The organism is Arthrobacter sp. TmtSoilC77, assembly GCF_059739415.1.
In genome coordinates this window covers 4204081-4229531 of record NZ_AP046050.1, presented here as the reverse complement: position 1 = coordinate 4229531, position 25451 = coordinate 4204081, and the positions used below count along the sequence as shown (strand labels likewise).

At 62.9% G+C, this 25451-nt stretch carries 24 protein-coding genes and 2 riboswitches; of the genes, 14 read left to right on the top strand and 10 right to left on the bottom strand.

Features of this window, described 5'->3' with window-relative positions; translation table 11 throughout:
- Together AC6I99_RS19530 and AC6I99_RS19525 are read right to left on the bottom strand one after the other, a co-directional pair.
- On the bottom strand, nucleotides 1-483 hold the full coding sequence (locus AC6I99_RS19530) for a cation:proton antiporter regulatory subunit (RefSeq protein ID WP_216927152.1): 483 nt from the start codon (nucleotides 481-483) through the stop codon (nucleotides 1-3).
- Nucleotides 484-548: 65 nt separating this feature from the next.
- The gene (locus AC6I99_RS19525; RefSeq protein WP_497961581.1) at nucleotides 549-1952 is read right to left on the bottom strand and encodes an MFS transporter; all 1404 of its coding nucleotides are present in this window, start codon (nucleotides 1950-1952) and stop codon (nucleotides 549-551) included.
- Nucleotides 1953-2168: 216 nt separating this feature from the next.
- On the opposite strand from AC6I99_RS19525, the gene AC6I99_RS19520 reads away from it, so the two are divergent.
- Genes AC6I99_RS19520 through mnhG form a run of 6 tightly spaced genes read left to right on the top strand, consistent with a single transcriptional unit; the run spans nucleotide 2169 to nucleotide 8441 of the window.
- Complete coding sequence (locus AC6I99_RS19520) at nucleotides 2169-5171, top strand: Na+/H+ antiporter subunit A (protein ID WP_497961579.1); 3003 nt, start codon at nucleotides 2169-2171, stop codon at nucleotides 5169-5171.
- A complete protein-coding gene (locus AC6I99_RS19515) occupies nucleotides 5168-5668 on the top strand; it encodes a Na(+)/H(+) antiporter subunit C (RefSeq protein WP_224165542.1) in 501 nt (166 codons plus the stop codon). The genes AC6I99_RS19520 and AC6I99_RS19515 overlap by 4 nt, the downstream gene beginning before the upstream one ends.
- The gene (locus AC6I99_RS19510) at nucleotides 5665-7233 is read left to right on the top strand and encodes a Na+/H+ antiporter subunit D (RefSeq protein WP_224089335.1); all 1569 of its coding nucleotides are present in this window, start codon (nucleotides 5665-5667) and stop codon (nucleotides 7231-7233) included. Before AC6I99_RS19515 ends, AC6I99_RS19510 begins: the two co-directional genes overlap by 4 nt.
- Nucleotides 7230-7796 (top strand): Na+/H+ antiporter subunit E, encoded by a 567-nt coding sequence (locus AC6I99_RS19505; RefSeq protein ID WP_497961577.1) that lies wholly within the window; start codon nucleotides 7230-7232, stop codon nucleotides 7794-7796. The genes AC6I99_RS19510 and AC6I99_RS19505 overlap by 4 nt, the downstream gene beginning before the upstream one ends.
- Nucleotides 7793-8071: an MrpF/PhaF family protein gene (locus tag AC6I99_RS19500; protein ID WP_224089332.1), complete on the top strand. Its 279-nt coding sequence runs from the start codon at nucleotides 7793-7795 to the stop codon at nucleotides 8069-8071. Before AC6I99_RS19505 ends, AC6I99_RS19500 begins: the two co-directional genes overlap by 4 nt.
- Complete coding sequence (gene mnhG / locus AC6I99_RS19495) at nucleotides 8061-8441, top strand: monovalent cation/H(+) antiporter subunit G (protein WP_224165539.1); 381 nt, start codon at nucleotides 8061-8063, stop codon at nucleotides 8439-8441. Before AC6I99_RS19500 ends, mnhG begins: the two co-directional genes overlap by 11 nt.
- On the opposite strand, the gene AC6I99_RS19490 is transcribed toward mnhG, so the two are convergent.
- Complete coding sequence (locus AC6I99_RS19490) at nucleotides 8438-8698, bottom strand: DUF4235 domain-containing protein (RefSeq protein ID WP_224089327.1); 261 nt, start codon at nucleotides 8696-8698, stop codon at nucleotides 8438-8440. The genes mnhG and AC6I99_RS19490 overlap by 4 nt on opposite strands.
- 36 nt (nucleotides 8699-8734) lie before the next feature.
- A complete protein-coding gene (locus AC6I99_RS19485; RefSeq protein ID WP_497961575.1) occupies nucleotides 8735-9412 on the bottom strand; it encodes an NUDIX hydrolase in 678 nt (225 codons plus the stop codon).
- Between the two features lie 205 nt (nucleotides 9413-9617).
- Nucleotides 9618-9754, top strand: a riboswitch (TPP riboswitch).
- 79 nt (nucleotides 9755-9833) lie between these two features.
- Here AC6I99_RS19485 and AC6I99_RS19480 point away from each other — a divergent pair.
- Genes AC6I99_RS19480 through AC6I99_RS19470 form a run of 3 tightly spaced genes read left to right on the top strand, consistent with a single transcriptional unit; the run spans nucleotide 9834 to nucleotide 12849 of the window.
- On the top strand, nucleotides 9834-10454 hold the full coding sequence (locus AC6I99_RS19480; RefSeq protein WP_224089324.1) for an ECF transporter S component: 621 nt from the start codon (nucleotides 9834-9836) through the stop codon (nucleotides 10452-10454).
- A complete protein-coding gene (locus tag AC6I99_RS19475; protein ID WP_497961573.1) occupies nucleotides 10454-12058 on the top strand; it encodes an ABC transporter ATP-binding protein in 1605 nt (534 codons plus the stop codon). Before AC6I99_RS19480 ends, AC6I99_RS19475 begins: the two co-directional genes overlap by 1 nt.
- Nucleotides 12055-12849: an energy-coupling factor transporter transmembrane component T family protein gene (locus tag AC6I99_RS19470; protein WP_497944254.1), complete on the top strand. Its 795-nt coding sequence runs from the start codon at nucleotides 12055-12057 to the stop codon at nucleotides 12847-12849. Before AC6I99_RS19475 ends, AC6I99_RS19470 begins: the two co-directional genes overlap by 4 nt.
- Here AC6I99_RS19470 and AC6I99_RS19465 read toward each other — a convergent pair.
- Together AC6I99_RS19465 and AC6I99_RS19460 are read right to left on the bottom strand one after the other, a co-directional pair.
- A complete protein-coding gene (locus AC6I99_RS19465; RefSeq protein ID WP_497944255.1) occupies nucleotides 12846-13439 on the bottom strand; it encodes a GNAT family N-acetyltransferase in 594 nt (197 codons plus the stop codon). The genes AC6I99_RS19470 and AC6I99_RS19465 overlap by 4 nt on opposite strands.
- 50 nt (nucleotides 13440-13489) lie before the next feature.
- Complete coding sequence (locus tag AC6I99_RS19460) at nucleotides 13490-15622, bottom strand: penicillin acylase family protein (protein WP_497944256.1); 2133 nt, start codon at nucleotides 15620-15622, stop codon at nucleotides 13490-13492.
- A 203-nt stretch (nucleotides 15623-15825) separates the two neighbouring features.
- Between AC6I99_RS19460 and AC6I99_RS19455 the strand changes: the two genes are divergently transcribed.
- Together AC6I99_RS19455 and AC6I99_RS19450 are read left to right on the top strand one after the other, a co-directional pair.
- Complete coding sequence (locus AC6I99_RS19455) at nucleotides 15826-17349, top strand: UDP-N-acetylglucosamine 1-carboxyvinyltransferase (protein WP_497944257.1); 1524 nt, start codon at nucleotides 15826-15828, stop codon at nucleotides 17347-17349.
- 108 nt (nucleotides 17350-17457) lie between these two features.
- Nucleotides 17458-18672: a glutamate--cysteine ligase 2 gene (locus AC6I99_RS19450; protein ID WP_497944258.1), complete on the top strand. Its 1215-nt coding sequence runs from the start codon at nucleotides 17458-17460 to the stop codon at nucleotides 18670-18672.
- On the opposite strand, the gene AC6I99_RS19445 is transcribed toward AC6I99_RS19450, so the two are convergent.
- Genes AC6I99_RS19445 through AC6I99_RS19430 form a run of 4 tightly spaced genes read right to left on the bottom strand, consistent with a single transcriptional unit; the run spans nucleotide 18669 to nucleotide 21158 of the window.
- On the bottom strand, nucleotides 18669-19265 hold the full coding sequence (locus AC6I99_RS19445) for a hypothetical protein (RefSeq protein WP_497944259.1): 597 nt from the start codon (nucleotides 19263-19265) through the stop codon (nucleotides 18669-18671). The genes AC6I99_RS19450 and AC6I99_RS19445 overlap by 4 nt on opposite strands.
- Nucleotides 19266-19275: 10 nt before the next feature.
- A complete protein-coding gene (locus AC6I99_RS19440; protein ID WP_497944260.1) occupies nucleotides 19276-20484 on the bottom strand; it encodes an O-succinylhomoserine sulfhydrylase in 1209 nt (402 codons plus the stop codon).
- Nucleotides 20485-20895 (bottom strand): rhodanese-like domain-containing protein, encoded by a 411-nt coding sequence (locus tag AC6I99_RS19435; RefSeq protein WP_216926789.1) that lies wholly within the window; start codon nucleotides 20893-20895, stop codon nucleotides 20485-20487.
- On the bottom strand, nucleotides 20892-21158 hold the full coding sequence (locus tag AC6I99_RS19430; RefSeq protein WP_497944261.1) for a DUF1737 domain-containing protein: 267 nt from the start codon (nucleotides 21156-21158) through the stop codon (nucleotides 20892-20894). The genes AC6I99_RS19435 and AC6I99_RS19430 overlap by 4 nt, the downstream gene beginning before the upstream one ends.
- Before the next feature lie 14 nt (nucleotides 21159-21172).
- Nucleotides 21173-21284, bottom strand: a riboswitch (SAM riboswitch).
- 166 nt (nucleotides 21285-21450) lie between these two features.
- Between AC6I99_RS19430 and AC6I99_RS19425 the strand changes: the two genes are divergently transcribed.
- From AC6I99_RS19425 to AC6I99_RS19415, 3 genes are read left to right on the top strand one after another with little or no spacing between them, the layout of a single operon-like run.
- The gene (locus AC6I99_RS19425; protein ID WP_497944262.1) at nucleotides 21451-22779 is read left to right on the top strand and encodes an NtaA/DmoA family FMN-dependent monooxygenase; all 1329 of its coding nucleotides are present in this window, start codon (nucleotides 21451-21453) and stop codon (nucleotides 22777-22779) included.
- A gap of 2 nt (nucleotides 22780-22781) precedes the next feature.
- A complete protein-coding gene (locus tag AC6I99_RS19420) occupies nucleotides 22782-24395 on the top strand; it encodes an aromatic amino acid ammonia-lyase (protein WP_497944263.1) in 1614 nt (537 codons plus the stop codon).
- Nucleotides 24392-25444: a PLP-dependent cysteine synthase family protein gene (locus tag AC6I99_RS19415; protein WP_497944264.1), complete on the top strand. Its 1053-nt coding sequence runs from the start codon at nucleotides 24392-24394 to the stop codon at nucleotides 25442-25444. The genes AC6I99_RS19420 and AC6I99_RS19415 overlap by 4 nt, the downstream gene beginning before the upstream one ends.
- The last annotated feature ends 7 nt before the right edge of the window (nucleotides 25445-25451 follow it).

Here is a 25451-nt window from a genome sequence, read left to right as displayed (position 1 = left end):
TCAGCCGTTGCGGAGGATATCGGCCGCCGAGTCGAGGCCTTCCTGGGTGCCAACCGCAACGAGCAAATCACCCGTGTGAAGTACGACGTCGGGTGCAGGCGAGGGGACGACTTCCCCTTCACGCATGATCGCGACGATCGAAACACCACTGCGGGTTCGGACCTGGGCCTTGCCCATGGGCTGGTTCACGAACGGGGAGTCAGGCGTGATGGAGAACTGGCGGGTCACGATGCCAGGTATCTCACGGTGGGCCTCTGCCAGGCGCATGGCAATGTGCTGCCCGCCGAGGAGATTGCCCAGGGTTGCGGCTTCATCGGCCGTGAGGGGAATGGAAGCCTGGCACGTGTCCGGGTCATCCCATGTGGACACGAAGAGCTCGGTCTCGCCTTCTCGAAGCTCGACGACACCGATGCGACGGCCAGAGGCCGTGACGAAATCCTTACGGACCCCAAGGCCCGGGAGTTCAGTCTCATCCACGTTCATATCTCCACCCTAACTCTGTTGGATCTGCACTGGTACGGCGTTCGCGCTCAGCTGTTGCAGTGAAGTCAGTGATCCGGTACCACGGCGATTTGCGTCTTGCCGGGCGGCTTCACTGGCAGGATCACCAGGAGGCCGGCAAGCAGGACAACCATAATGCCGAGGATGCCCCATCGCTGGGCTCCACCTTCTTCAACAATCGGAGCGGCAATTGTGATGCACAGGGTGAAGAGGGTGGGAGCCAGGAAGCTGACAGCCCGGCCCGTGGTGGCGTAGAGCCCGAAGAGTTCTCCCGACTCGCCATCGGGGGCAAGCCTGGCCAGGAACGCTCTTGACGAAGACTGGGCTGGCCCAACAAAAAGGCATAGCAGCAGGCCGAAGATCCAGAACGTATTGGCGGCAGGCCAGCTGTTTCCAAAGAACACGTAGTTTCCGTTGCCAAGCACCAGGATGAACGTGCCCGCGATCAGCAGACCCACCAGGGAAAGCACGATGACTGCCTTGGGTCCGATCTTGTCGTCAAGGAAGCCCCCGATGATGGCGCCTACCGCTGCCACGACGTTGCCGAAAATCGCGAAGAAGATAACTTCCTTAAGTTCGAAACCAAAGGTCCCGGCCGCGATCACCCCGCCGAACGTGAAGACTGCAGCAAGGCCGTCGCGGAAGATCGCGCTGGACAGCAGGAAATAGATGGTGTGGGGACTGGTGCGATAGATGGCCACGATGCGCCGGAGCAGCAGCCGGTAGGACGCTACGAAGCCCAAGGACGCAGTGTCCTTCTTCACGGAAACCTCAGGAACGGCAAACAGCACGGGCAGGGCGAAAATGAAGAACCACAGGGCCGAGAAAATGGCGACAAGCCGGATGTTCAGGGATTCTTCAGTGGATGCGCCGAACCATTCGAAAGACGGCTGGACGAAGAGTTGCAGGACCAGCAACAACGCCACGATCCCGCCGAGGTATCCCATGCCCCAACCAAAGCCGCTGACCTTGCCGATGTTCTTGGGTGTGGAGATCTGGGCCAGCATGGCGTTGTAGTTCACACCGGCGAACTCAAAGAAAATGTTGGCAAGCGCAATCAGGCAGACACCCAAAAGGAGGAAACCTGGCTGCGGGAACACAAAGAAGCACAGGGCCGTGAGGACGGCTGTGGCCGCAGTGTTGACTCCGAGCCAGAGCTTGCGCCGGCCGCCGGCATCCGAACGTTGGCCTGTCACGGGTGCCAGCAACGCGATGGCCAGGCCCGCGACGGCCAAAGCAGCACCAAGTGCGGCAGAGGCAGCGTCCTCGCCGCCGAAGGCAGACGAGGTCAGGTAAACCGTGAACACGAACGTGGTCATGATGGCGTTAAAGGCAGCGGAGCCCCAATCCCAGGAAGCCCACGCAAGGATTTGGCCCTTCTTGGAGGAAGCAGGTCCGGAGGCAAGCTCGGATGCTGGGTTGGAGGCTTCGGGAACTGCGGCCGCGTTCATAGCCTGAATGCTATCGGGACTCTGACAGCGACGGGCAGATGACAGACCGCTATGTGGATACCGCTATGTGGATAACGCAGAAAAATTCATCCGCAGGGCCCATCGGCTCCGGCCGAAAACTGTCCGGGCCCCTTGATAAACTGGTCCAACCGAACCCAACGTATGACCGCCTGCTCCAACTTTTGACAATTCGTTTCTGACTTTGCGGAGAAAACAGTGATCACAGTTCTCGCCATCACCTTTGTAGCGGCAACTGTGGCGCCCTTGATCTTCAGTAAACTTGGTCGGAACGCCTTCTATGTCCTGGCAGCGGTTCCCGGGGTGGCCTTCATCTGGCTGGTCCTCCAGCACGCTCCCGTATATTCCGGCGCGGGCATAGAAGAAGTATTCCCTTGGATTCCGAACCTCAAGCTCGAGTTCGCCTTCAGGATGGATGCGCTCGCCTGGGTCATGTCACTGCTCATCCTCGGTGTTGGCTCCCTGGTGCTGGTCTATTGCGCCCGGTACTTCAAGAACAAGGACCCTGGGCTGGGTGGGTTCGGCGCCCAGCTCCTGGCTTTTGCCGGTGCCATGTTCGGCTTGGTGACATCGGACGACCTCCTGATGATGTTCATCTTCTGGGAGCTCACCACTGTCCTGTCCTACCTGCTCATCGGTTATGCCCGCACCCGCCTGGCTGCACGGCGTTCTGCCCTGCAGGCCCTGATGGTTACTACGGCGGGCGGGCTGGCGATGCTGGTGGGGCTCATCATTCTGGGCCAGGCCGCAGGAACCTACCGGATCTCCACCATCCTTGGCCAGGCCGGGACGCTCGTTAACGGCACCACAAATGGCATGGTGGGGGCCGCCGTCGTTCTCATCCTCGTGGGTGCCGTGACCAAATCGGCGCTGGTGCCCTTCCACTTCTGGCTTCCCGGTGCCATGGCGGCTCCAACGCCAGTGAGCGCCTACCTGCATGCCGCAGCCATGGTGAAGGCCGGTATTTACATCGTGGCGAGACTGGCGCCGGGTTTCGCGGAATCGCAGTTCTGGCTCCCGATGGTCCTGGGCCTCGGGCTGGCCACTATGTTGATTGGCGGCTACAGGGCCCTGCGCCAGACCGATATCAAGCTCATCCTGGCCTACGGCACGGTGAGCCAACTGGGCTTCCTCACCATGGTGGTGGGCCTGGGCAGACCTGACGCCGCCCTTGCCGGGCTTGGGCTTCTGCTGGCGCATGGCCTGTTCAAGGCCGCGCTGTTCCTGGTGGTCGGCATCATCGACCACCAGTCCGGGACACGCGATATCCGGAAACTCTCCGGTGTCTTCCGCTCCTCGCGTGCCCTCGGGGTTGTTGCCGCGATCGCGGCCGCCTCCATGGCGGGGGTGCCGCCGCTGGCGGGTTTCGTGGCCAAGGAGTCCGTCTTTGAAGCCTTCGTGCACTATGGAAATGGCCAGGACGCGCCCGCCTGGGGCATCTGGATCCTCGTTGGGCTCGTGATCGGTTCGATCCTCACTTTCGCCTACAGCGCCCGCTTCATGTGGGGTGCCTTTGCCACCAAGCCGGGCATAGAGCGCACGCCCTTTAAAGCCATCAAGCCCGCCTTCCTGGCCGCGCCGGCGCTGCTGAGTTTCCTCACGATTGTGTATGGGCTGTGGCCCGCACCGGTCGATAGTTGGATCCAGCCTTACGCAGCGCTGTTCGCCGGTGGAGAGGAAGCCGTCGACGCCGGACATCTGGCTTTGTGGCATGGGCTCACTCCCGCTTTGGGCCTCACCGCGATCACCTTTGTGGCCGGTGCCGCGATGTTCTACGGCCGCAACGTCGTTTCACGGGTGCAAAGCCTGGTTCCCGATTGGGTGGATGGCGACCGCGCCTACCAACACACCATTGGCGCCTTGGACGACGTCGCAGTGTGGGTCACGGGCCGCACCCAGCGTGGTTCACTGTATTTCTATCTGACGGTCATCCTTACGGTTGCCTTCGCAGTGCCACTCGCGGCTCTGCTCCTGAACAACAAACCGTTGCCCGACGGCGTCTATCTCATCGATCCGAACTCTCCGCTGCAGTTGATCGCGGGTGTGGGCATCGTGGTGGGCGCCCTGGCCGCTGTCCGTGCCAACAAGCGGTTCCTGGCAGTACTCATGGTCTCGGTTACTGGTTACGGCGTCGCGCTCATGTTTGCCCTGCAAGGTGCGCCTGATCTCGCGCTGACCCAGATGCTGGTGGAGACCATCGTGTTGGTGGCCTTCGTTTTGGCAATGCGCAGCCTGCCCGCCGAACTGCGGGACCGGACGGGTGGCCGCCTCCGGGTGATCCGCGTGATCGTAGGTGCAGCCTTCGGCATCACCATGATTTTCGTTGCCATCTACGCCATGGGTGCCCGCGTTGCCACGCCTGTCTCCCTCGAATTCCCGCGCCTGGCCTACGAAGGCGGCGGTGGCCTGAACGTGGTCAACGTAACCCTGGTGGACATCCGCGCATGGGACACCTTCGGCGAAATTTCGGTCCTGGCCGTGGCCGCTACGGGCGTTGCAAGCCTGATCTTCGTGCGCAGCCGCGGCGATCGCATCAAAACCTCGGAGGCCGTGCCGGAAGGAAGCGTGGGGCGGCGCACCGGCGTCGACCGTGACTCCCGCGACGGCGCCCGGCTGGCCGTGGCGAGGAAGTTCACGGACGTGACGCGGGATGCCTGGCTCGTTGCAGGCAGGACGCTTGCCCCTGAGCGGAGGTCAATCATCTTCGAAGTGGTCACCCGGCTGATTTTCCACTCGATGATCGTCTTCTCCATCTATCTTCTCCTTGCGGGCCACAACCTGCCCGGGGGTGGCTTCGCAGGCGGCTTAACCGCTGGCCTCGCCCTCACCATCCGCTACCTTGCCGGGGGACGCTTCGAGTTGAGCGAGGCTGCGACAGTGAGTGCCGGCACGCTGTTGGGGACGGGACTTGCGACGGCGGCAGCGTCCGGTTTCGTGCCTCTCCTCCTCGGCGGACAGGTGTTCCAGAGCGCGATCATCGAGTTTTGGCTGCCCGTCTTCGGAGACGTCAAGTTCGTCACGTCCACGATCTTCGACATCGGCGTCTACATCGTGGTGGTGGGCTTGGCGCTCGACGTTCTGCGCAGCCTGGGCGCCGAGATCGACGAACATTTTGAAGAGAAGGGGGCGAAGGCGGGAAAGACCAAGGTCGCCGAGCCTGCGCCTGCTGAAACTGCCGCTTCCGGGAAGGGCAACCCATGAGCATCAACCTGACCCTCCTGATCGTCATGGGTGTGCTGTATGCCTGCGGCATTTACCTGATTTTGGAGCGGAGCCTGACGCGCGTCCTGCTTGGCTTGATGCTGCTTGCGAACGCCACCAACCTGCTGATCCTCAGTACAGGAGGGTACGCCGGCCTGGCTCCTTTGTTCGATAAGGAAACAGCCTCCAATGAGTACAACGACCCCCTGCCGCAGGCGTTGATCCTCACATCAATCGTCATATCATTTGCCGTTACTGCCTTCATGCTTGGCATCATCTACCGCACGTGGGCCCTGGCACGGCAAGACGAAATCCAGGATGACATCGAAGACCGCCGCGTGGCCCGGACTCCGAGCTTCGACGCGGAAGACGACGCCATTGTCCCGTTGGAAACGTCAGAGTTCGTAGTGACAGCGTCCACGGCCGAGGAACGGCTGCATCCAGAGGCGACGGAAACACCCAAAACCGCATCCACCCGGGAAGGAGGCAGCGCGTGAATCTCGCAAACCTGTCGCCACTGGCTGTCCTCCTTCCGATCCTCGGCGCTGCCCTCGCGTTCGTGCTGATCCGGCACACGGCTGCGCAGCGGGTAGTCAGCATTGTGATCCTTAGCGCGACACTCCTGCTCGAATGCCTGCTCCTGGCGTCCGTGTGGGAGGGAGGCACCACATCCGTCACGCTGGGTGGTTGGCTGCCGCCGTGGGGCGTGGTGTTGGTGGTGGATCAGTTCTCCTCGCTCATGCTGGTGGTTTCCACCGTGGTAAGCCTCGCCGTCCTGATCTACGCCACCGGCCAGGGCATGGCCGACGGCGACCAGGAAGCGCCCGTCTCGATCTTCCACCCCACCTACCTGATCCTGGTGGCGGGCGTGTCCAATGCCTTCCTGACAGGTGACCTTTTCAACCTCTACGTGGGTTTCGAAATCCTGCTGACGGCAAGCTACGTGCTCATGACGCTTGGCGGGACGGGGCCGCGAATCCGTGCCGGCGTCACATACGTGGTGGTGTCCGTGGTTTCCTCGGTCCTGTTCCTCATCGCCATCGCCATGATTTACGGAGCTACCGGGACCATCACCATGGCGGACCTTGCCATCAAGCTGGCGGAGCTGGATCAAGGAACCCAGAACCTGCTGCACGTGATGCTGCTGGTGGCGTTCGGGATCAAGGCGGCCGTGTTCCCGCTGTCATTCTGGCTTCCCGACTCCTATCCAACCGCTCCGGCCCCTGTGACAGCCGTGTTTGCCGGTTTGCTGACCAAGGTGGGTGTTTATGCCATGGTCCGCACCGAGACACTCCTCTTCCCCGGCGATACCCTCAACGTGCCCTTAATGGTGGTGGCGCTGCTGACAATGGTGGTGGGCATCCTGGGTGCCTTGGCGCAGAGCGACATCAAACGTCTTCTGTCCTTCACGCTGGTCAGCCACATCGGCTACATGGTGTTCGGCCTGGCAATGTCGTCCGTCACCGGTCTTGGCGCGGCCGTGTTCTACGTGGCGCACCACATCACCGTGCAGACCAGCCTGTTCCTTGTCACTGGCTTGATTGAGCGGCGGGGCGGATCGTCCTCCATTGACCGCTTGGGTGGCCTGGCCAAGCTCTCGCCACTCCTTGCCCTGTTGTTCTTCGTCCCGGCAATGAACCTTGCGGGCATCCCGCCATTCTCGGGTTTCCTGGGCAAGCTCGGGCTCCTCCAAGCGGGCGTGCAACTGGGTACGCCGCTGGCCATCGTTTTGGTAGTAGGCGGCGTCGTCACCAGCCTCCTCACGTTGTTGGCAATTGCCCGTGTTTGGAACAGGGCATTTTGGCGAAAGCCCGAGGACGCCGAGTACCCGGACCCCGTGCTTCAGACCCCAGGCAAGGTAGGGGTACTTCCCCGGACAATGGTGGGGTCCACTGCGGGCCTTGTGGCCTTCGGTGTTGCCCTCACAGTCTTTGCGGGCCCACTCTTCCACCTCGCCGACGGCTCGGCGGAAATAATGTTGGACCGCACTGCCTACATCCATTCAGTTCTGGGGGACTCCGCCCAGGTGCCAGCCGTGGGTCAGCCAGGGGCTGCCAAATGAGCCGAAAACCAATCTCCTTCCGCACTGAACTGCCGCTGCTGGTATGGCTGGTCATCGTCTGGGGCGCCCTGTGGCGGGATTTCAGCCCGGGCAACCTCCTGTTCGGTGCGCTCATCGCCGTGCTCGTGGCCAAGTTCTTCTACCTTCCGCCGGTGGAGCTCAGTGGCAGGTTCAATGTTCTTCGCGCCATTTCGTTCGCTCTCGTATTCCTGGGCAAAGTGGTGGCAGCGAGCTTCCTGGTCCTCTACCTGGCCGTAGTGAAGGGGCCAAAGGTGCGTAGCGCCGTCGTCGCTGTTCCGTTGCGCAGCCATTCGGACCTCATAGTGACGGCAACCGGGCATGTTATTTCGCTGATCCCGGGCTCGCTGGTGGTGGAAGTGGACCGCTCGACGTCCACCCTGTACCTACATGCACTCAATATTTATGAGGAAGCCGGAATCGCCAGGATCCGTCAGGAAGTCCAGAAGATCGAGGCCACGCTGATCCGGATCATGGGAACGCGTGAGGAACTCGACGCTCTCCAGGATGAAGCAACCCCGGGCATGGAAGGGGCAGCTCTGTGAAAGAACTCGTTCTGTTGGTGACTGCTGTCATCCTGAGCTTGGCTGCGGTGGGAGCGATCATCCGTATCGCCATTGGCCCCTCCTTGCTGGACCGCGTTTTGGCATCGGATGTCCTGCTGGCCATTCTTGGAGCCGCGCTGGCGATCGATATGGCGATGAACCGGCACCTGAACAACTTGGTGTTGCTCGTGGCTCTCGCCGTGATCGGCTTTGTAGGCTCCGTAACGTTTGCCCGGTTTGTCGCGGATCGGAGGGATCAGAGCAATGACTCCTGAACCTACTGGCGTGGATGCCGTAATCGACGCGGTGACGGCCGTGTTTCTTGTGGTGGGTGCCCTGATGTCGCTGGGCGCAGCAATTGGCCTCCTGCGGTTCCCCGACCTCATGAGCCGCATGCACGCGGCAACGAAGCCGCAAGTCCTGGGTCTTTTCCTGATGCTTGCAGCCATGGGCCTGCAAATGCGCACATGGTGGGTTTGGCCGGTTCTCGTGGTCGCCTGGATATTCCAGCTGCTGACCGCACCGGTCTCCGCACACATGGTGGGCCGCTCCGCTTACCGAACCAAGCATGGGCACCGCGAACTGCTCACCAAGGATGAGCTTGAAGCGGTTGTCCAAAGGGCAGCCGGCGACGATTCTACCTAGACGATGTCGTGGGTCTTTGCGAAGCGGGCGATGGCACGCTGGGTGCCACGGCTCGCGAAAACCTGGATGAGCGTACTGACGAAGGCCGAAATCAGCGCGAAGGACAAGGCTGAGCGGAGGCTCGTTTCCATATCGTCGTGGCCCGTGGGCGGCTTGTTGCCGGTGGCCTTTTCCCAGCCCTTGTTGACCAACTTGGTGCCGACGAATCCGGCTGCAAGGCTTACTCCGGCACCCAGCAGCTTGAAAAAGAGGTTCATGCCCCCAGCCTAGCCTCACATGCAGGCGGGTTGGGACTAGCGGCGGTTTTCGCGTTCCTTGAGGAAAGCTGCCATGGAACCGCGTGGTGCCAGGACAGGAACAACATCGTGATCGGCTTCCCAGACGGCATCCACGGTTCCGAGACCGGAAATTTCCTTGAGCAGGTAATACGTGGGTGGCATCAGCTGCAACTGACCGGCCGCCTCGGCCGCCAGGATCCCGTCCACCGGCATCCAGAGTGATTGCCACGCTTCAGTGGTTTGGTGCTGGGGTGCTGCTTCCGGAGCAGGCTTGGCTACATAGAAGTACGTGTCGAAGCGCTTGGGCATGTCCGTGGGCGTGACCCAGTTTGCCCAGGGGCGAAGGTCTGAGGCGTCAAGGCGAAGTCCGGCCTCCTCCCAAACTTCCCGCAGGGCAGCGGTGAGCACCATGCCTGACTTTGCCGGGGCCTGTACAGGATTGACGGCGATGGAACTCAGATGCCAGTCTGCAGCGTGCTGTTCCAGCAGCCGGACAGGGTAATCCCATCCATCCTGGTCAGCGGCATCAACCCGGCCGCCCGGAAAGACCACCATGCCGGCGGCGAAGTCCATGGTGGCAACCCTGTGCTGGACGAAGGCCTCAAGCCCGCCCGGTGCGTCACGGAGCAGGATGACGCTCGCGGCAAGGCGGGGTTGGGGAACTGGCATGTCCGTAATGGGAAGGTCCGTCATGAATTACCCCTTTGCCGCGTCGATTCCTGCTGGATCATTGTCTCAGGTCCTGTTGTGGGGCCCGGTGTGCGTGCTCAGACCGGAGAATGGGGCGCAGAGCCGGCCCCGCAACGCAGGAGACAGGGGAGCCAACCGCTTTGTGACTAGCCCAAGGAGCCCACGAACACCCACAGGTGTAAACTGAACCACGCCCATAAGGGCAGATTAATAACGACAGGGGAGCGCCGCCGTCGGACCTTGCAGAGATGCAGGTGACGCGAGGGCGCTGAGAGTGCGGACAGCCGCAGACCCTCGAACCTGATCCGGTTAGTACCGGCGCAAGGGAGTCGAGCTTCTCAGAGTGTCCGGATCCGGGCGGCGCAGGCCGGCCGGGGGTTTCCGGGGAGCACTTTCCCCTCCTGTACCTCAGGAGGCAGAAAAAATGACCACGGCAAGCGTGAAGAAGACCAGTTATAACTGGCGTGTTGTAGACATCGTGGTGGCAGCTTTGATTGCCATCGCCGGCGGCGTGATCTTCTGGGCCTGGTCCCAGGGCGCCGCAATCGTATCCATCCCCATGAACGCCACGTATCCGCCGCTCACCGGTTTGATCGCCGGTGGCTGGATGATCCCGGCCGTCCTGGGCATGCTCATCATCCGCAAGCCGGGCGCAGCCCTGTTCTGCGAAGCCGTCGCCGCCACCGGCGAACTCATCATGGGTTCCCAGTACGGCACCACCGTCCTCATCTCCGGCGTCCTCCAGGGACTGGGTGCGGAACTCGTCTTCGCTGCGTTCCGGTACAAGAAGTTCGACCTCTCCGCTGCACTCCTCGCAGGTGCCGGCTCGGGCCTCTTCTGCGGTCTCAACGATTCCTTCCTGCCTTGGGGCTGGAACATCGCCTACGAAGCAATCGACAAGCTGGCTTACATCGCCTTCACCACGCTCTCCGGTGCGATCATCGCGGGCGCGCTGTCCTGGGTTGCCACCCGCGGGCTGGCCAAGACCGGTGTACTGAGCTCCTTCGCGTCGCGGAAGGCTGCTTCGGAGCCCGTCTTCAACTAATGCCTGCCACGCAAAGCAGCGGCCAGGTACGGCCTGCCGCCATCACCGCCCAAGGGTGGGGATGGCGGCATGCCGGACGTTCCACACCCGCCATCCAGGACCTCGATTTCCGGATCGGGCCCGGCGAGCGTGTGCTCTTGCTGGGTCCATCGGGCGCAGGGAAATCGACACTGCTCCACGCCCTCGCCGGTGTGCTGGGTGATGAGGAGGACGATTCCGACGAGACCGGCTCGCTGTTGATCGACGGCGTTGCTCCCCGCGAACAGCGCGGCCGCGCAGGTCTGATGCAGCAGGATCCGGAAACCCAGGTAGTGCTGTCCCGGGTGGGTGACGATGTCGCGTTTGGCGCCGAAAACCTGGCCGTTCCCCGGGAAGAAATTTGGGCGCGCGTCCATGAAGCGCTCGACGACGTCGGGTTGCGCACCCCTGCAGGCGGCGGCTTGGCACTGGATCACCCGACGGCGGCCCTCTCCGGCGGGCAGAAGCAGCGCCTTGCGTTGGCTGGCATCCTGGCGATGCGGCCCGGGCTGATCCTCCTGGACGAACCTACGGCCAACCTTGATCCGGTGGGCGTGCTTGAGGTTCGGGACGCCGTGCAGCGCTGCCTGGACAAGACCGGCGCCACTTTGGTTGTCGTTGAACACCGTGTGTCCGTGTGGAAGGACCTGGTGGACAGGATCGTGGTCCTCCAGCCACCCTCGGCCGGGGGCGGTGTGCTCCTGGACGGCCCCCCGGATCAGGTGCTCACAGAGGCCCGCACCATGTTGATGGCAGCGGGAGTGTGGGTGCCCGGATACGTTCCGGCTACCCGCGCCCGCAGGGCCAAGTCCACGGCATCGGTTCCTGCCGGCCATGAATCCACGCACCAGCTCCTCCTCGTCGCACAGGACCTGGCTGTTTCCCGTGGGAAGTCCCGTCGTCGCCGTTTCAAGACCATCCCGCCCGTCCCCGTGCAATCGGATATCAGTGCACAAGTACGGGCTGGCCAGGCACTGACCATCACGGGTCCGAACGGTGCAGGCAAATCTACTTTTGCGCTCACATTGGCCGGCCTTCTGGCGCCGGTTGACGGCAAGGTGAGTGCCGCCGTCGAGCTTTCCGAGGGAGCTGGAATCGACCCGTTCAAGTGGAAGGCGGATCAGCTGATTTCCCGCATTGGCACCGTGTTCCAGGAACCGGAGCACCAATTTGTGACGGGCAAGGTTCTGGACGAGCTGATGTTCGGACCAAAGCATCTGGGCCACGGTGAAGAACGCGTGGATGAATTGCTGGAGCGTTTGCGGCTCACGCATTTGGTGGACGCGAATCCTTACACGTTGTCCGGCGGCGAGAAGCGAAGGTTGTCCGTGGCCACGGTCCTTGCGGCCCACCCTAAGGTGCTGGTCCTGGACGAGCCCACGTTCGGCCAGGACGCCAACACCTGGGCCGAACTGGCATCCTTCCTCTCTGAACTGCTCGATGCTGGAACAGCCGTTGTGTCCGTGACACACGACGAAGAATTCAGCGCGGTCCTGGGCGGCACCGAGCTGCGCCTGGATCCAGCTACGCCGCAAGCTCCGGACCCGCACAGCGAAGCAGCCCGCCAGGAAGCCGGTGCTGCATGAGGGACGCCCTGAACCTGCGCGGCAACCACGCCCTCCTCACGCGCGCCAACCCCTTGGTTAAGTTCGTGTCCGTGTTCCTCATTTCGCTGGTGCTGGCATTGTCGATCGACTGGGTGTCCGCTTCGACTGCCCTCGTCGCCGAGCTGGCCCTGTTCCCGTTGGCTGGCCTCACGCTGGGGCTTCTGTGGCAGCGGGCCTGGCCGCTCATCATTGCTGCAGCGATAGGTGGTTGGAGCACCGCAATTGTGGCGGCTGACAGCGGGGCTGTACTGCTCGACGTCGGACTCTGGTCCATCAGCGAAGGTTCCCTTCAGCTGGGGCTGGGATTCATGCTGCGCGGCCTGGCGATAGCCCTGCCGGCAATCCTCTTGATGACCTGCACAGATCCAACCGACCTGGCTGATGCGCTGGCACAGAAAGCAAGGCTGCCACACCGCTTTGTCCTTGGATCGCTGGCCGCGATGCGCCTGGTGGGATTGATGGCTGAGGAATGGCAGACCATCGGCATGGCCAGGCGGGCCCGCGGAGTGGGTTCGCAGGGCAGTCCGCTGCAACGGCTCAAGGCAACGCTTGGACAGAGCTTCGGGCTGCTGGTCCAGGCAGTGCGTCGGGCTTCCCGGTTGGCCGTCACCATGGAGGCGCGTGGTTTCGGTGGCGGGCAGAGAACGTGGGCCCGGGAATCCACATACTCCCTCCTGGATGTCTGGGTCCTCCTGGGCGGCCTCGTCATCGCTGCCGCTGCTGTACTGGCGGCCGTCGGCGCTGGAACGTGGAGTTTCGTCTGGCGTTAGCTCTTCCGTTGGATCTTCTCGAACCTTGCCCGGGTGAGGAACCCCAACTGGGCTTCCTTTTCAGCCAGCTGGATGACGGGGCCAAGCTCGAAACACGTGGTCTCGAGGCGGCGAACTGCCTTTGCGTTGCGGGCGTCCGGCTCAACAATGATCCGGTCCTTGCCGGGCAGGGAAAACATGTATCGGATGAGGGACGTGACGAGACGTGGTGTGAAGTTGGGAATCGGACGCCTCGCAGGCGCCAGCAGCAAATGCATTCCGATGTCCTCCTCCCGCGCCGGGTATGCCTCGCCTAACGGATCGTGTAACGGTTCATAAGTCTGGAAGAGCGCCAGCGGCTCGCCATCGACCACCACCAAAAAGGCATGGTGAGTGTCCAAGGAGTCAAGGAAAGCGTAGATCTCCAGGACGTCCTCGCGCGAATGCTCCAGCATGCCCCAGAACCTGGCACGAGGCTGGCTGACCCAACCATGAATGAGGTCAAGGTCTTCGGCGGGAACCAACGGGACGATCCGCAGTACGCCCCATCCGTGAAGTTCTTCGGTGTAGATCGTGGTCCGGACAGCGAAGTCCCGGGTGCTTGTGGTCATGATTTCCTTTGGGCTGGGCTGGGCTTGGTTCGTGCGAATTAGGGGGCGTCTTAGGAGTGGTCATGACTGAGCTCGCTCCAGTCCGTGACCACAGGGATCATCTTTCCTGAGGCCCAGAGCGGCATCTGGTCCGTAAAATGTGGATGCTCAGGCCGTCCAGCAGCGCCGAATGGCACAATCCAACGGCTGTTGCTGCGATCGGACAGGTCCCAGACATAGCGGGCCACGGGTCCGCGGAAACTGCGGTCGTCCACACCAGGGAGGCTTTCGGTGCAGAGTACGCATCCGGTATCTCCGCTTAGTTCTGGGGTTGGTGCCGAAGCGGCGAGGTCGCCTGGGAGAACGTGGACCGCCAGGAGCTTATGCCGATCGCCCCATACGGCATCGTCCAGCAAGGAGTCTTCCAAGGCTGCATCCTCGAGTGCGGCCGCGGCCTCCACAGCCATATCGATACCAAGCTGCGAGGCTCTGACCAACAGCGTTTCCAGGGCGAAACCTATGCGTGAAGCGACCGACAGCCAGGGCCCGAACAGAGGGGAATACCCGGTAGGTTCAGCCAGAGCCGCCAGCGCGGGATGACGTGCTATGCGCTGAACCAAGGCGCCCCGCCATGACGCGAAAACGGCCGCAGTGTGGCTGCCGGCCGCCATTGTCCCGTCCCACTCGAGCAGCAGCGTTCGCAGTGACTTGGCCTCCCTGGACATATCTGCCGGGTCGAGGTTGCCCAGCACCTCCCGGAACATGGGCCATGGACCGAGCAAGGAATCCATATGGATGGATTGCATGTGGTCCACGGTCAGTTCACCATGCACCTCCTCCAGAAGCTCCCGAATCCGCAGAGCCCTATGGGCGGGGGCGAACTCCATCGCTACGGCATCGCCGCCGCCTGCAGCACGATCATTGGCGCTGACTGCAAGCCGTTGGACCTCCGTGCGCGGCAGGGCAATGTAATCGCCGTCCCAGCCATGCCGTGCCGACAACGCCGGAGCAGGCAACCGTCGGTTGGCCGGATTTCGTTGGGGAACCAATCCAGCTACGAAATGCCGTACCGCTCCGGCAGCATCAGCAGTCACGACGCTGTTGACCGGTTCCACCCACGAATCGAAAGCTGCTTCGACGTCGCCCACACTCCCGCTTCTCAGCAGTGGCAGGAGGGCCTCGAAACCGAGCCGCCCCTCAACCTGCGCCGGGAAACGCAAACTCAACGCGGCGCCGTCGGGCGTTTCCGAGATCACTGGACCGCGGGCGGTCTCGATGATCTCCACTGTCTCTGTGCCTACAGAGTCGCCATGACGGATATGGATGGTTTCGCTACTTACGACGGCGGGTTCCCAGCCTCGCGGGCCGTGCGCCTCGATGCGCTCGCCGCCCGCCTCCGGGGCGGGGACGCGGCGCAACCGCTCTTCGAAGAGGTCCTGGTAGTCGGCCATGGCGTTGGTGACGGCCCAGGCGGTCTTTCCGGTGTGGCCAAAATGCGGCAGCCCGGGAACGCCGGGAAACGCGAAGCCGACTGCGTCGAACTCCGGGCACGCAAGCCGAACCTGCTGGTACACCCCGGGCAGTTCCATGAGGCGGTGTGGGTCGCCGGCGATCAGGGGGAGTCCGCTCGCGGTCATTGAGCCGTGGACCGCCCACGCGTTGCTGCCGGACCAGACCGGGGCTTCGATGCTGAACAAGCTGATGGCATCGTGGCCCAGCGTCCTGGCCACGTGGGCGCGGAAAAGTTTGTTGGGGAAGGTGGAGAACAGAATGTGATGCACCAGGAACACCCCTAGCGGCGTCCAAGGGTTCCACGGTTCCGGTGCGCTGCCGGAACCGTCAAATTCGGGCCCGCCGCGCAGATTGGTGGCCAGCGCGTGGTTGACGCCTGCAACATACTGGCCAACCCATCGTTGGGTTGCGGGATCCAGCCCGTTGAAACAACGGCGGGCAGTCTCGTTCAGCCGGGACTGCCGGGCAAAACGATCCCATACCACCACATCGGGGCCCAGAACTTCAGCCATACGGCCCTCCGAGCGCCAGCGCTCCAGCTCAATCTGCCATGATCGATCCGTTGCTGCGTTCATGCCCTGCAGGAAGGCGAGTTCGTCCGCCGACCCGGCCCACAGATGGGGGATTCCCCAGTGATCGCGGTAAACCCCGGAGCCGTTCGGCGGGGCGGGGTTTTGCGTCGGGGGCGTCATTCTCTCAGACCGCTTTCCAGCTTAGGTTAGGCTTACTTAAGTTCAAGATAGGTTGATTTGGACCGGTTCTCAAATCGTGGGGCTTTTCATGAAGAAGCTGATTTTGAGGCTTAGTTATCGCACTATGCGGGTACCGTGTGATGTTTGCCGCTGAATCGGCGATTTGTTCAGCAGTTCTAACTCACTTGTGATATTTCTTGAGTATGACGCAACCTACCGCCGAAAATGTAGGCCTCCTGCTCCGCGACGCGCGAAGCGAAAAGGGCTGGACGCAGGGGCAGTTGGCTTCCGAGCTGGGAACCAGCCAGAGCGCTATCGCCCGAATGGAGCAGGGCAAACAGAATCTCAGCCTCAGAATGATCGAACGGCTGGAAGCCATCTTCGGCCGTTCCATCGTCAAAGTAGGCAAGCCGCAGATGACTCACCTCCGGGTGGAGGGCGGCCACACGCTGTCCGGCGAAGTGGATGTCAACAGCAGCAAGAATGCCGGGGTGGCGCTGCTTTGTGCAAGCCTGATCAACCGCGGCACCACCACGCTGCGTCGCTTGGCCCGCATTGAGGAAGTCAACCGGATCGTTGAGGTGCTGACGTCCATCGGCGTCGAATGCACCTGGCTCAACGGCAGCGACCTCCGTATCCGCAGGCCCGAAGTGCTTGACCTTGAATCGATGGATGTGGACGCAGCCCGACGCACACGCAGCGTCATCATGCTGCTCGGCCCCCTCCTGGATGAGACCGCCGAGTACCTGCTTCCCTATGCCGGTGGATGCGACCTCGGCACGCGCACCGTTGAACCCCACATGCAGGCATTGCGCCAGTTCGGGCTGACGGTGGGGGCAAAGTCCGGCTTCTACTCCGTGGTGGCACCCCCTGCCGATGGGCACGACCGTTCCTTCGTCCTCTCCGAACGTGGCGACACCGTCACCGAGAACGCGATCATGGCTGCCGCGCACCGCGAGGGCACCACCGTGATCCGCAACGCGAGCCCTAATTACATGGTCCAGGATCTTTGCTTCTACCTGCAGGGCTTGGGCGTGACCATCGAGGGCGTCGGGACCACGACTTTGAAGATCACTGGCCGGTCAGCCATAGACGTGGAGATCGAATACTTCCCGTCCGAGGATCCCATCGAAGCCATGAGCCTCATCACCGCGGGCATCGTCACGAACTCCGAGGTCACCATCCGCCGGGTTCCCATCGAGTTCATGGAAATCGAGCTCGCCACCCTGGAACAAATGGGCCAGAAGCTGGAAATCTCAGGTGAATACACGGCCCGCAACGGCCGGACGCGTTTGGTGGATGTCACCACCAAGCCTTCTGAGCTCCACGCGCCACAGGACAAGATCCACCCCATGCCGTTCCCGGGGCTCAACATCGACAACCTGCCCTTCTTCGCAGTGATTGCAGGCAATGCCGAGGGCCAGACGATGATCCACGACTGGGTCTACGAGAACCGCGCCATCTATCTGACGGAGCTCAACAAGCTGGGCGCCCAAGTGCAGCTCCTGGACCCGCACCGGATCTACGTCAACGGACCCACCAAGTGGCGCGCTGCGGAGATCGGCTGCCCGCCGGCCCTGCGTCCGGCAGCGTGCCTGCTCCTGGCCATGTTGGCTGCCCGTGGAACGTCCGAGCTTCGCAACATTTACGTGATTGAACGCGGCTACGAGGACCTGGCCGAGCGACTGAACACCATTGGCGCCAAGGTGGAGTACTTCCAGGACTAGGCCCTCCTGCAACGCGGGGTCACTTAGAGCCCATTTAGGGCCCTGACATGGGCCGTAAGTGACCCCGCGTTGCTGTAACCCGGATGCCGCATGAAGCACAATGGTGCCATGCGGACTTTCGGGGTGGAGGAAGAGCTACTCATCGTCGATCCTGTGACGGGCGAGCCCCTGGCCCTCGCGGATGCTCTGCTCGCAGGGCCGGAAGCGGCGCTTGAAAGCGGGATGGGGCTCAGCCACGAACTGAAACTGGAGCAGATCGAAACCCAGACCCGGCCGTGCCATACCTACACCGAGCTCCTCCAGCAGATCCGGCGTGGACGTGCCATGGCCGATGACGCCGCCAGGAAGCACAACGCCCGGGTGGCCGCGATTGCCACCTCGCCACTGGCCAAGAACACCCATACCACCCCGGATCCCCGCTTCGCCGTGATGCTTGAGCGCTTCGGGTTGACGGCCCACGAGCAACTGACCTGCGGTTTCCATGTGCATACCGCTGTGGAGTCCCCTGAAGAGGGCGTGGTGGTCCTCGACCACATCCGCGACAAACTTGCTGTCTTGACGGCCATCAGCGCCAATTCCCCCTACTGGCGTGGGTTGCCCACGGGTTTCGAGAGCTATCGGATCCAGGCCTGGAACCGGTGGCCAACGTCCGGGCCTTCTGCCGTTTTTGGTTCGTTGACTGCCTACCGGCGCATGGTCCAGCGCCTCCTGGACACGGGGGTTCTCCTTGATGAGGGCATGATCTACTTCGACGCGCGCATCTCCCGCAACCATCCCACTGTGGAAGTCAGGGTGGCTGACGTCTGCCTCCGTTCGGAGGACGCAGCCTTGATTGCGGTGCTTGTGAGGGCATTGGTTGAGACTGCTTCCCTGGAAATGCTCGACGGCGTTGAGCCCGCCTCGGTTCCGACTGCCCTGCTCCGGATGGCGAGTTGGCAAGCGAGCAATTCCGGACTTCGGGGAGACCTCCTGGACTTTGGCGACTTCCGTCCCCAGCCGGCAGCGGACGTGGTCTGGGCTTTGGTGGATTACCTGAGCCCGGTCCTGGATGACCAAGGTGAACTGGAGTTGGTGAAGGCCGGAATCGCGGACGTTCTTGAGCGCGGGAACGGGGCCCGGGAGCAACGCGAAGCAGCAGAGCGTTTCAACAACCGGCAGCATGACGCCCGGAATCCGCCAGGGAGTCCGCCGAGCAGGGAGGCCTTGGGGGCGGTGGTTGGGCATGCGGTGAAGGCGACGATTCGTGGTGCTGCCGCAGATGCACGTAAGGACCCGGCCCCCAACCTGACGGCGCCCATCCTGACGAGGGTCCGCAGGCCTTAGGCTACTGCGGAGTCAGTCCCGTCCCACGTCATCAAGTAAGCCCCCGCCAAGCCCTCGACGAGGTAGAACACGAACGGCGGGATGTCCTTCTTCGCCACAAGGATGGCGCCGTATATGGGCGCGCTGGCTGCGGCCGTGACTCCGATCCACCGTTTGGTGGGCAAGGAAAGAAGGCTTCCGCCGAGCGCAGCCAGGGCAAGAACGTGGAGCCCGGAATAGGCAAGGAAGGGCGCATTCGATCCACGGCCGTAGGCAAAGCGTTCCAGATCCGCGGCCCGGCGGGACAAACTGGAGACAAAGAGCGGAGCACCTGCCAGTAAAGCTGCCGCGGCTGCAACAGCCCAACGCTTCGCCTGTCCGCGCGGAAGACGACGGGCAAAGGCTGCGTATCCCACCGGCACCGCGACTGTTCCGGCAGCAGCGAGGTGCTGGCCGATCACCCAGCCACGCTGGCCGGCCTCAAGCATACGAAGACGTTCAGCGGCATCAGGGGTGATGTAGACACGCGATACAGGCGAGATCCCTGCAAACCACACCGCCGTACCGGCAACGATGACTGCTCCGGCACGGCGATGGGGGTGGTTCCCGCTCATGGCAGCAAGGTTAGACCTGTTTGAGGGCCTTCTCCAGATCCAGAATGAGATCGTCCACGTCTTCCAGGCCAACGGACAAACGGACCACGCCGTCGCTCAGCCCAATGGCCGCACGCCCTTCGGGCCCCATGGCCCGGTGGGTAGTGGTGGCCGGGTGCGTGATGAGGGACTTGGAGTCGCCCAGGTTGTTGGAGATGTCGATGACGCGCAGACCGTCCAGCAATGCAAACGCGGCATCCTTGGCCGAACGCCCGGAGGAGGGCAGCAACTCGAAGGTCAGCACGGTACCGCCGGCCTTCATTTGCTTGGCTGCCAGCTCGTACTGAGGGTGCGATTTCAGCAAGGGGTACTTGACCCAGTTGATGGCAGGCTGCTGCTCGAGCCATTCCGCGATTTTCAAAGCAGACGCCGAGCTGTGGTTCACCCGCAGGCCGATCGTCTCCAGGCCCTTGGTCAACACCCAGGCATTGAAGGCGGAGAGTGAAGGTCCGGTGTGCCGCATCAACTGCTTGACCGGGCCATCGATGAATGCCTTGGTGCCCAGGATTGCGCCGCCGAGGACACGCCCCTGGCCATCGATGTGCTTGGTTCCGGAGTACACAATGACGTCCGCGCCCAGGTCACCGCAACGCTGGAGCAAGGGTGTGGCAAAGACGTTGTCGACGACGACGGTCGCTCCCGCAGCATGCGCCAGCTCGCTGACGGCGGCGATGTCCACGATTTCCTGCATGGGGTTCGAGGGCGACTCGAAGAACACGGCGGTGGTCGGTTCGGAGAGGGCAGCCCGCCACTGGTCGAGGTCGGGACCGTCGACGAACACGGTCTCCACGCCCCAGCGCGGCAGGATCTCGTTGAGGATTACGAAGCACGAGCCGAACAGGGAACGGGCGGCAACCACGCGATCACCGGCAGCCAGGAGGGCACCCAAGGCGGTGAACACCGCGGACATGCCTGACGCCGTCGCGAAGCATGCCTCGGTTCCTTCGAGCAACCGCAACCGTTCCTGGAACGTGGCTACAGAGGGGTTGCCGTAGCGGGAGTAAACGAAGCGTTCGTCCTCGCCGGTGAAGGCGCGTTCGGCGGCGGCAGCGGATTCGTAGACGAAGCCGGAGTTCAGGAAAACGGGTTCGGACGTCTCCTGGAAGTTGGTACGGTCAAGGCCGCCGCGTACTGCCTGGGTGTCAGGGCTCCAGCTGGCGGCATCGGGATTGAAAGTCACTTAGTCGTTCCCCAGGTTGGTTGGCAGGCCGCGGTTCTTCCAGCCGTTGATGGTCCGTTCGCCGTAGCGGTCCGGGTCGCCTTCGAAGCCCTCAAGCACGTTGTAGGCGGTGAACCCGGCCTGCGTCGCGGCGATGGCGGCCGAGATGGAGCGCTGGCCTGAGCGGCAGATGAAAACGAGTTCCACGCCCTCACCCTCGGGTGCCTGCTGCTGCAGGTCCTCGATGAAGCGGGAGTTGGGAATGCCACCGGCGAGGTTCCACTGAATGAACAGGGGATCATTCTCTGTGGCTTTGGTGTCCGGGATGCCGATGTGGGCCCACTCGGCCTCGGTGCGGACGTCTACCAGGATTGCGCCTTCTTCAAGCTTGGCCCACGCGTCCTGCGGGGTCAGGTCACCTGCGTAACTCATGCGTGTCCCTCGAATGCTTCTTCGTCGTCGTCGTTCTCCAACTGGTCAACAGCATTCGCGACGGCGGCGTCTGCGTTGGCGATGGCAGCGGGCAGGACGACCGCCTGCGCCACGATGACATCCGTGCCATTGAACGTGGCTGCCGGGCTGCCGTGGAGCACGTAGCCGTCGGCGAGGGCCGTGGTGATCCGCTCGCAGAATTCACGGGTATCCGGACCTGTAATCAGGCGGTAGGAGAGTTTTTCTTCAGTGGTTTCAGGCATTGGCTGGTGCTCCTCAGTCACGCTTGCAGTTCGAAGTGTCGATACGCCGAGTAGTCACCTGAGGCACCCCGCCGGAGAGAGGGTTGCCGACCAGCAAGTCAGGGCTTGGCGCTGGTGCTCATTACTCAAGAAAAACGTAACATCCCGCGGCGGCGGCCCGCACTTGCAAGCGGTTACGCGGTCGTCATGTTGCGTAACCGGCCGGTGCTGGAGTAGCAGCCCAAATGTGACGCCCCGGGAGCATAATTGACGCAGTACGACCCCCTGTAACTTCGCAAGAAATCAGGTCGCGGTGAACGGACAAGGCAGCTCTACACTCAAGCCCATGCTGCATTTTGGATGGTTCGTGGGCCACGGTTTTGGTGTCCAGGGATGGGGAACTCCCGGCTACAGCCTGGGCTACGACTGGAAGAAGCCTGCCCTGTATCAAGACGCCGTCCGCGCGTTTGAGCAATCCGGCCTTGACCTCTTCATCATCGAGGACTCCCTTACTGTTCCCGATACCTATGGCGGCACTGCCGAGGTCTCGCTGGCACACGCCTCCTTTGCGCCCAAACATGATCCCTTGGCCCTGGTGCCGTACCTCCTGTCCGCAACCGAGCACCTTGGAATCGTCCCGACGGTCAGCGCATCGTTCTATCCGCCTTTCACTGCGGCCCGCCTCCTGGCCACGCTGCAGCATTTCTCCGAGGGGCAGTTGGGATGGAACGTTGTCACCTCCGGCAGCGACCTCGCAGCGCAGAATTACGGTTTGGACCAGCAGATTGAACACGACCTTCGATATGAGAAGGCGGAGGAATTCGTCGACGTCGTCCGCAGGCTTTGGCGGAGCTGGGAACCGGACGCCGTCCTTGAGGACGTTGAGGCCGGCGTATTCGCCGACCACACCAAAGTGCACCCTATTAACCACCAGGGTGACTTCTTCAAGGTCCGCGGTCCCCTCAACACCGCACCTCTGCCGGAGGAGCCCGTACTGGTGCAGGCCGGCGCTTCTCCCCGCGGCAAAGCGTTCGCGGGTGGGCATGCAGACGTGGCGATCGCCTTGGCCCGTGGCGTTGACGGCATGAAGGCCTACCGGGATTCCATCCGTGCCGAGGCTGCCAAGGCGGGCAGGAACCCCGACGACGTCAAGGTACTTTTCGTGCTAAAGCCCACCGTGGTTGGTTCATCGGCCGAGGCCGGGGAGTTGCGTGCGCAGCGCCGGGAGCTAACCCAGCGTGATATCGACAGCCAGCTCAATTCGATCTCCTACCTGTCCGTGATCGACTTCAAGCAATTCGACCTTGATGCGCCGTTGCCCGAATTGAGCACCAACAGCAACCAAGGCACGTTGGAGCACTTCGCCAAGGCGGCACCTCCGGGGTCTACCCTGCGCCAGATCCTTCAGGCACGCAGCGGTGGCGCCGGTGATTCGATCATCGGCACGGTTGGTGAAATCTCGGATTATCTCGAGGAGACCGGCGAGGCTGTGGGTGGCGACGGCTTCCTCTTCTCCGGCTTCGTGGACCCCGTCACCGTGCACGGCGTCTTGGACAAGCTCACTCCCGAACTGCGCCGCCGTGGCCTGTTGAGGAAGAGTTACGGCGACGGTGGCTTCCGCCAGAACCTTCTGGACTTCTGACGATGTCCTCCGAGCCCCGGACCCTGTTGATCGGCACATCGCCGGTGGACCCTGAGCGCGTAGCGCAGGCTGCCTTGGATCCGGCGTTTCACGTGAAACTCAACCATGATGCGTTGTCTTTGATCGGCCGCTCACGCGAAGTGCTGGAGCGCGCTGCGACCTCAGGGCAGAGAATCTACGGCCTGAACACCCTCCTCGGATCCGGACGGGATACGGCCGTGGAGGAGAAATCGGTTCTTGCCTATCAAATCCAAGTAGTCAGATACCACAACAGCGGCGTGGGCGCGCATCTGGACCGGCCCTCCGCCCGCGCTGTGATCCTCGCCCGGCTCATCGGCTTCAGCCGCGGCGGCTCCGGCGTGCAGCCGGAGACAGCCCGGTTCTATGCGGAACTGCTCAACCGTGGGGTTCTTCCCGCCATCCCGCGCGAAGGCTCAGTCGGCTCCTCGGACCTCACCCAGCTGGCCGCCGTCGCCGCCGTCGCCATCGGTGAAGGTGAAGCGATCGACGCGAACGGCACCCTGGTACCCGGGGCGAAAGCGCTCGCCGACGCCGGTCTTCAGCCGCTGCGGCTCGCGCCCGGTGAGGCCCTGGCCCTGGTCAGCGCAAACGCCTACTCGGTGGGGGCCGGCACCCTCGCCTTGGTGCGCCTGCAACAGCTGGCGGAACTCGCCGACGTCGCGCTTTCCCTCTCGCTTGAAGCCATTGCAAGGTACGACGGCGGCGGGAACCTCAGCCCGTTTTCGCCTGCTATCCAAGCGGGCAAGGCGGTGGACGGGCAGAAGGACTCGGCGGCAGCCGTCCGTTACCTTTTGCGCGGCGGATGGTTGGAGGACGTTCGTCCCGAAGTCTCGGTGCAGGACGCTTTGTCATTCCGTTCTGCGCCCCAGACGCATGGCGCTTTTCGCTCCCTGGTTTCACAACTCGGCGCTGCGTTGAGCGTGGAGCTCAACGGGCGTGGCGACAACCCCCTGGTTGATATTGAAAGCGGGCAAATGGTGTCCGGAGGGAACTTCCAACCGATGCAGCTGGCTCTTTCCTTTGAGGGCCTGCGGCTTGCGTTGGCGCACGTGGGGATCTCCAGCGAGCGGCGCATCGCCAAACTGTATCCGCCACAACGGGTGATCCGGGCCAGGCATCTGGAGGCTGCCGCCAGGCACCTGGAGGATTCGTCGTCGAATGCGGTTTCCGGGTCCGGACCGGCCGCAGGGCTTGTGCAGGAGGAGTTGCCCGGGCTGCTCTGGTACTCCGCAGCGGGACTCCTGTCCGAACTGAAGTTCCTGGCAGCGCCGGCGACGCTCGGGGCACCCACCCTCTCGGCCGACGTCGAGGACCACTCCACTTTGGCGCCGCTGGCGTTGCAGCAACTTGAAAGGTCCTTGGAGGCCTTGGAGAAATTGCTTGCTATTGAGGCCCTGACGGCGTCGTATCTGTTGTTCGAAGCGGGGGCCGCCCAACCGCTTGGGAAGGGGACCGGCGCCGTCGCGGGCCGGCTGGCTGATGTGCTGGCAGATCGGCCGTCCGCTCCGGACCTGGTGGAGCGCGCCCGACGTGAATTGCGTGATGTGGTGGCGCTGGAATTGCCGCCGATGGCTCAAAGGGAGGGGACCACGTGAGTACCGCAATCAGCAAACAGGGCGCACATGCGGCGGCAGGGCTGCCGGATGGCCTGGATGCCTCCGTCCTGGATAAAGTGGGCAACACTCCGCTGGTGAAATTGGAAGCCCTGGGCCGTGGATTGGGCAGCACCATGCACATCAAGCTTGAGTCCGAGAACCCGGGCGGATCCATCAAGGACCGTACTGCGCTGAGCATGGTCCGGGCGGCGGAGCGCTCAGGAGAGTTACAGCCGGGCGCAACCATTGTGGAGAGCACGTCCGGTAATACCGGGATCGGGCTGGCGCTCATTGGGCGCCTGACGGGGCACCCCGTGGTGGTGGTTACGGGCGACACCATCTCCCAGGAGAAGCTGGCCGCGCTCCACAGCTATGGTGCGCGCGTAGTGCTGACAGACTGGGGCGCGCCCTCCGAATCGCCGGAGAACGCCCGCGCTGTGGCAGCGCGGATCACGGCCGAAACGCCCGGTGCGTGGCGGCCCATGCAATTCGACAACCCTGCCAATCCTGCCGCGCACTACCAAACTACCGGGCCCGAGATTTGGGAGCAGACCCACGGCCTGGTGACGCATTTCGTGGCCGGCATCGGAACCGGCGGGACCATTAGCGGCAACGGCCGGTTCCTGAAAGAGAAGGTTGCAGCATCGCGGCCGGGCGGGCATCTTGAAGTGATAGGCGCCGACCCCTACGGCTCCGCATACAGTGGGGGACATCCGGGCGAGATCCTGGTGGACGGCGTGGGTAACTCCTGGCCGCAGGCTGAATGGCCCAAGGCCTTTGACCGCTCCATTGTTGACCGTTTCCTGCGCATCCCCAACGACGAGGTCTACTCCACGGTGCATCGGCTCCTTGACGAAGAAGGGCTGGCGCTGGGTCCATCGTCCGGACTCGCGGTGGCTGCTGCCCTGCGCGTGGCCCGGGCCGCACCCCACGGTTCGGTGGTGGTTGCCATAGCGCCCGACGCCGGAACGAACTACCTGAGCAAGGCCTTCAACCCGGTGTGGCTGGCAGAGAACGGCATCCACCTGGCCCGCGACGCCACCGAATAGCTTGCTC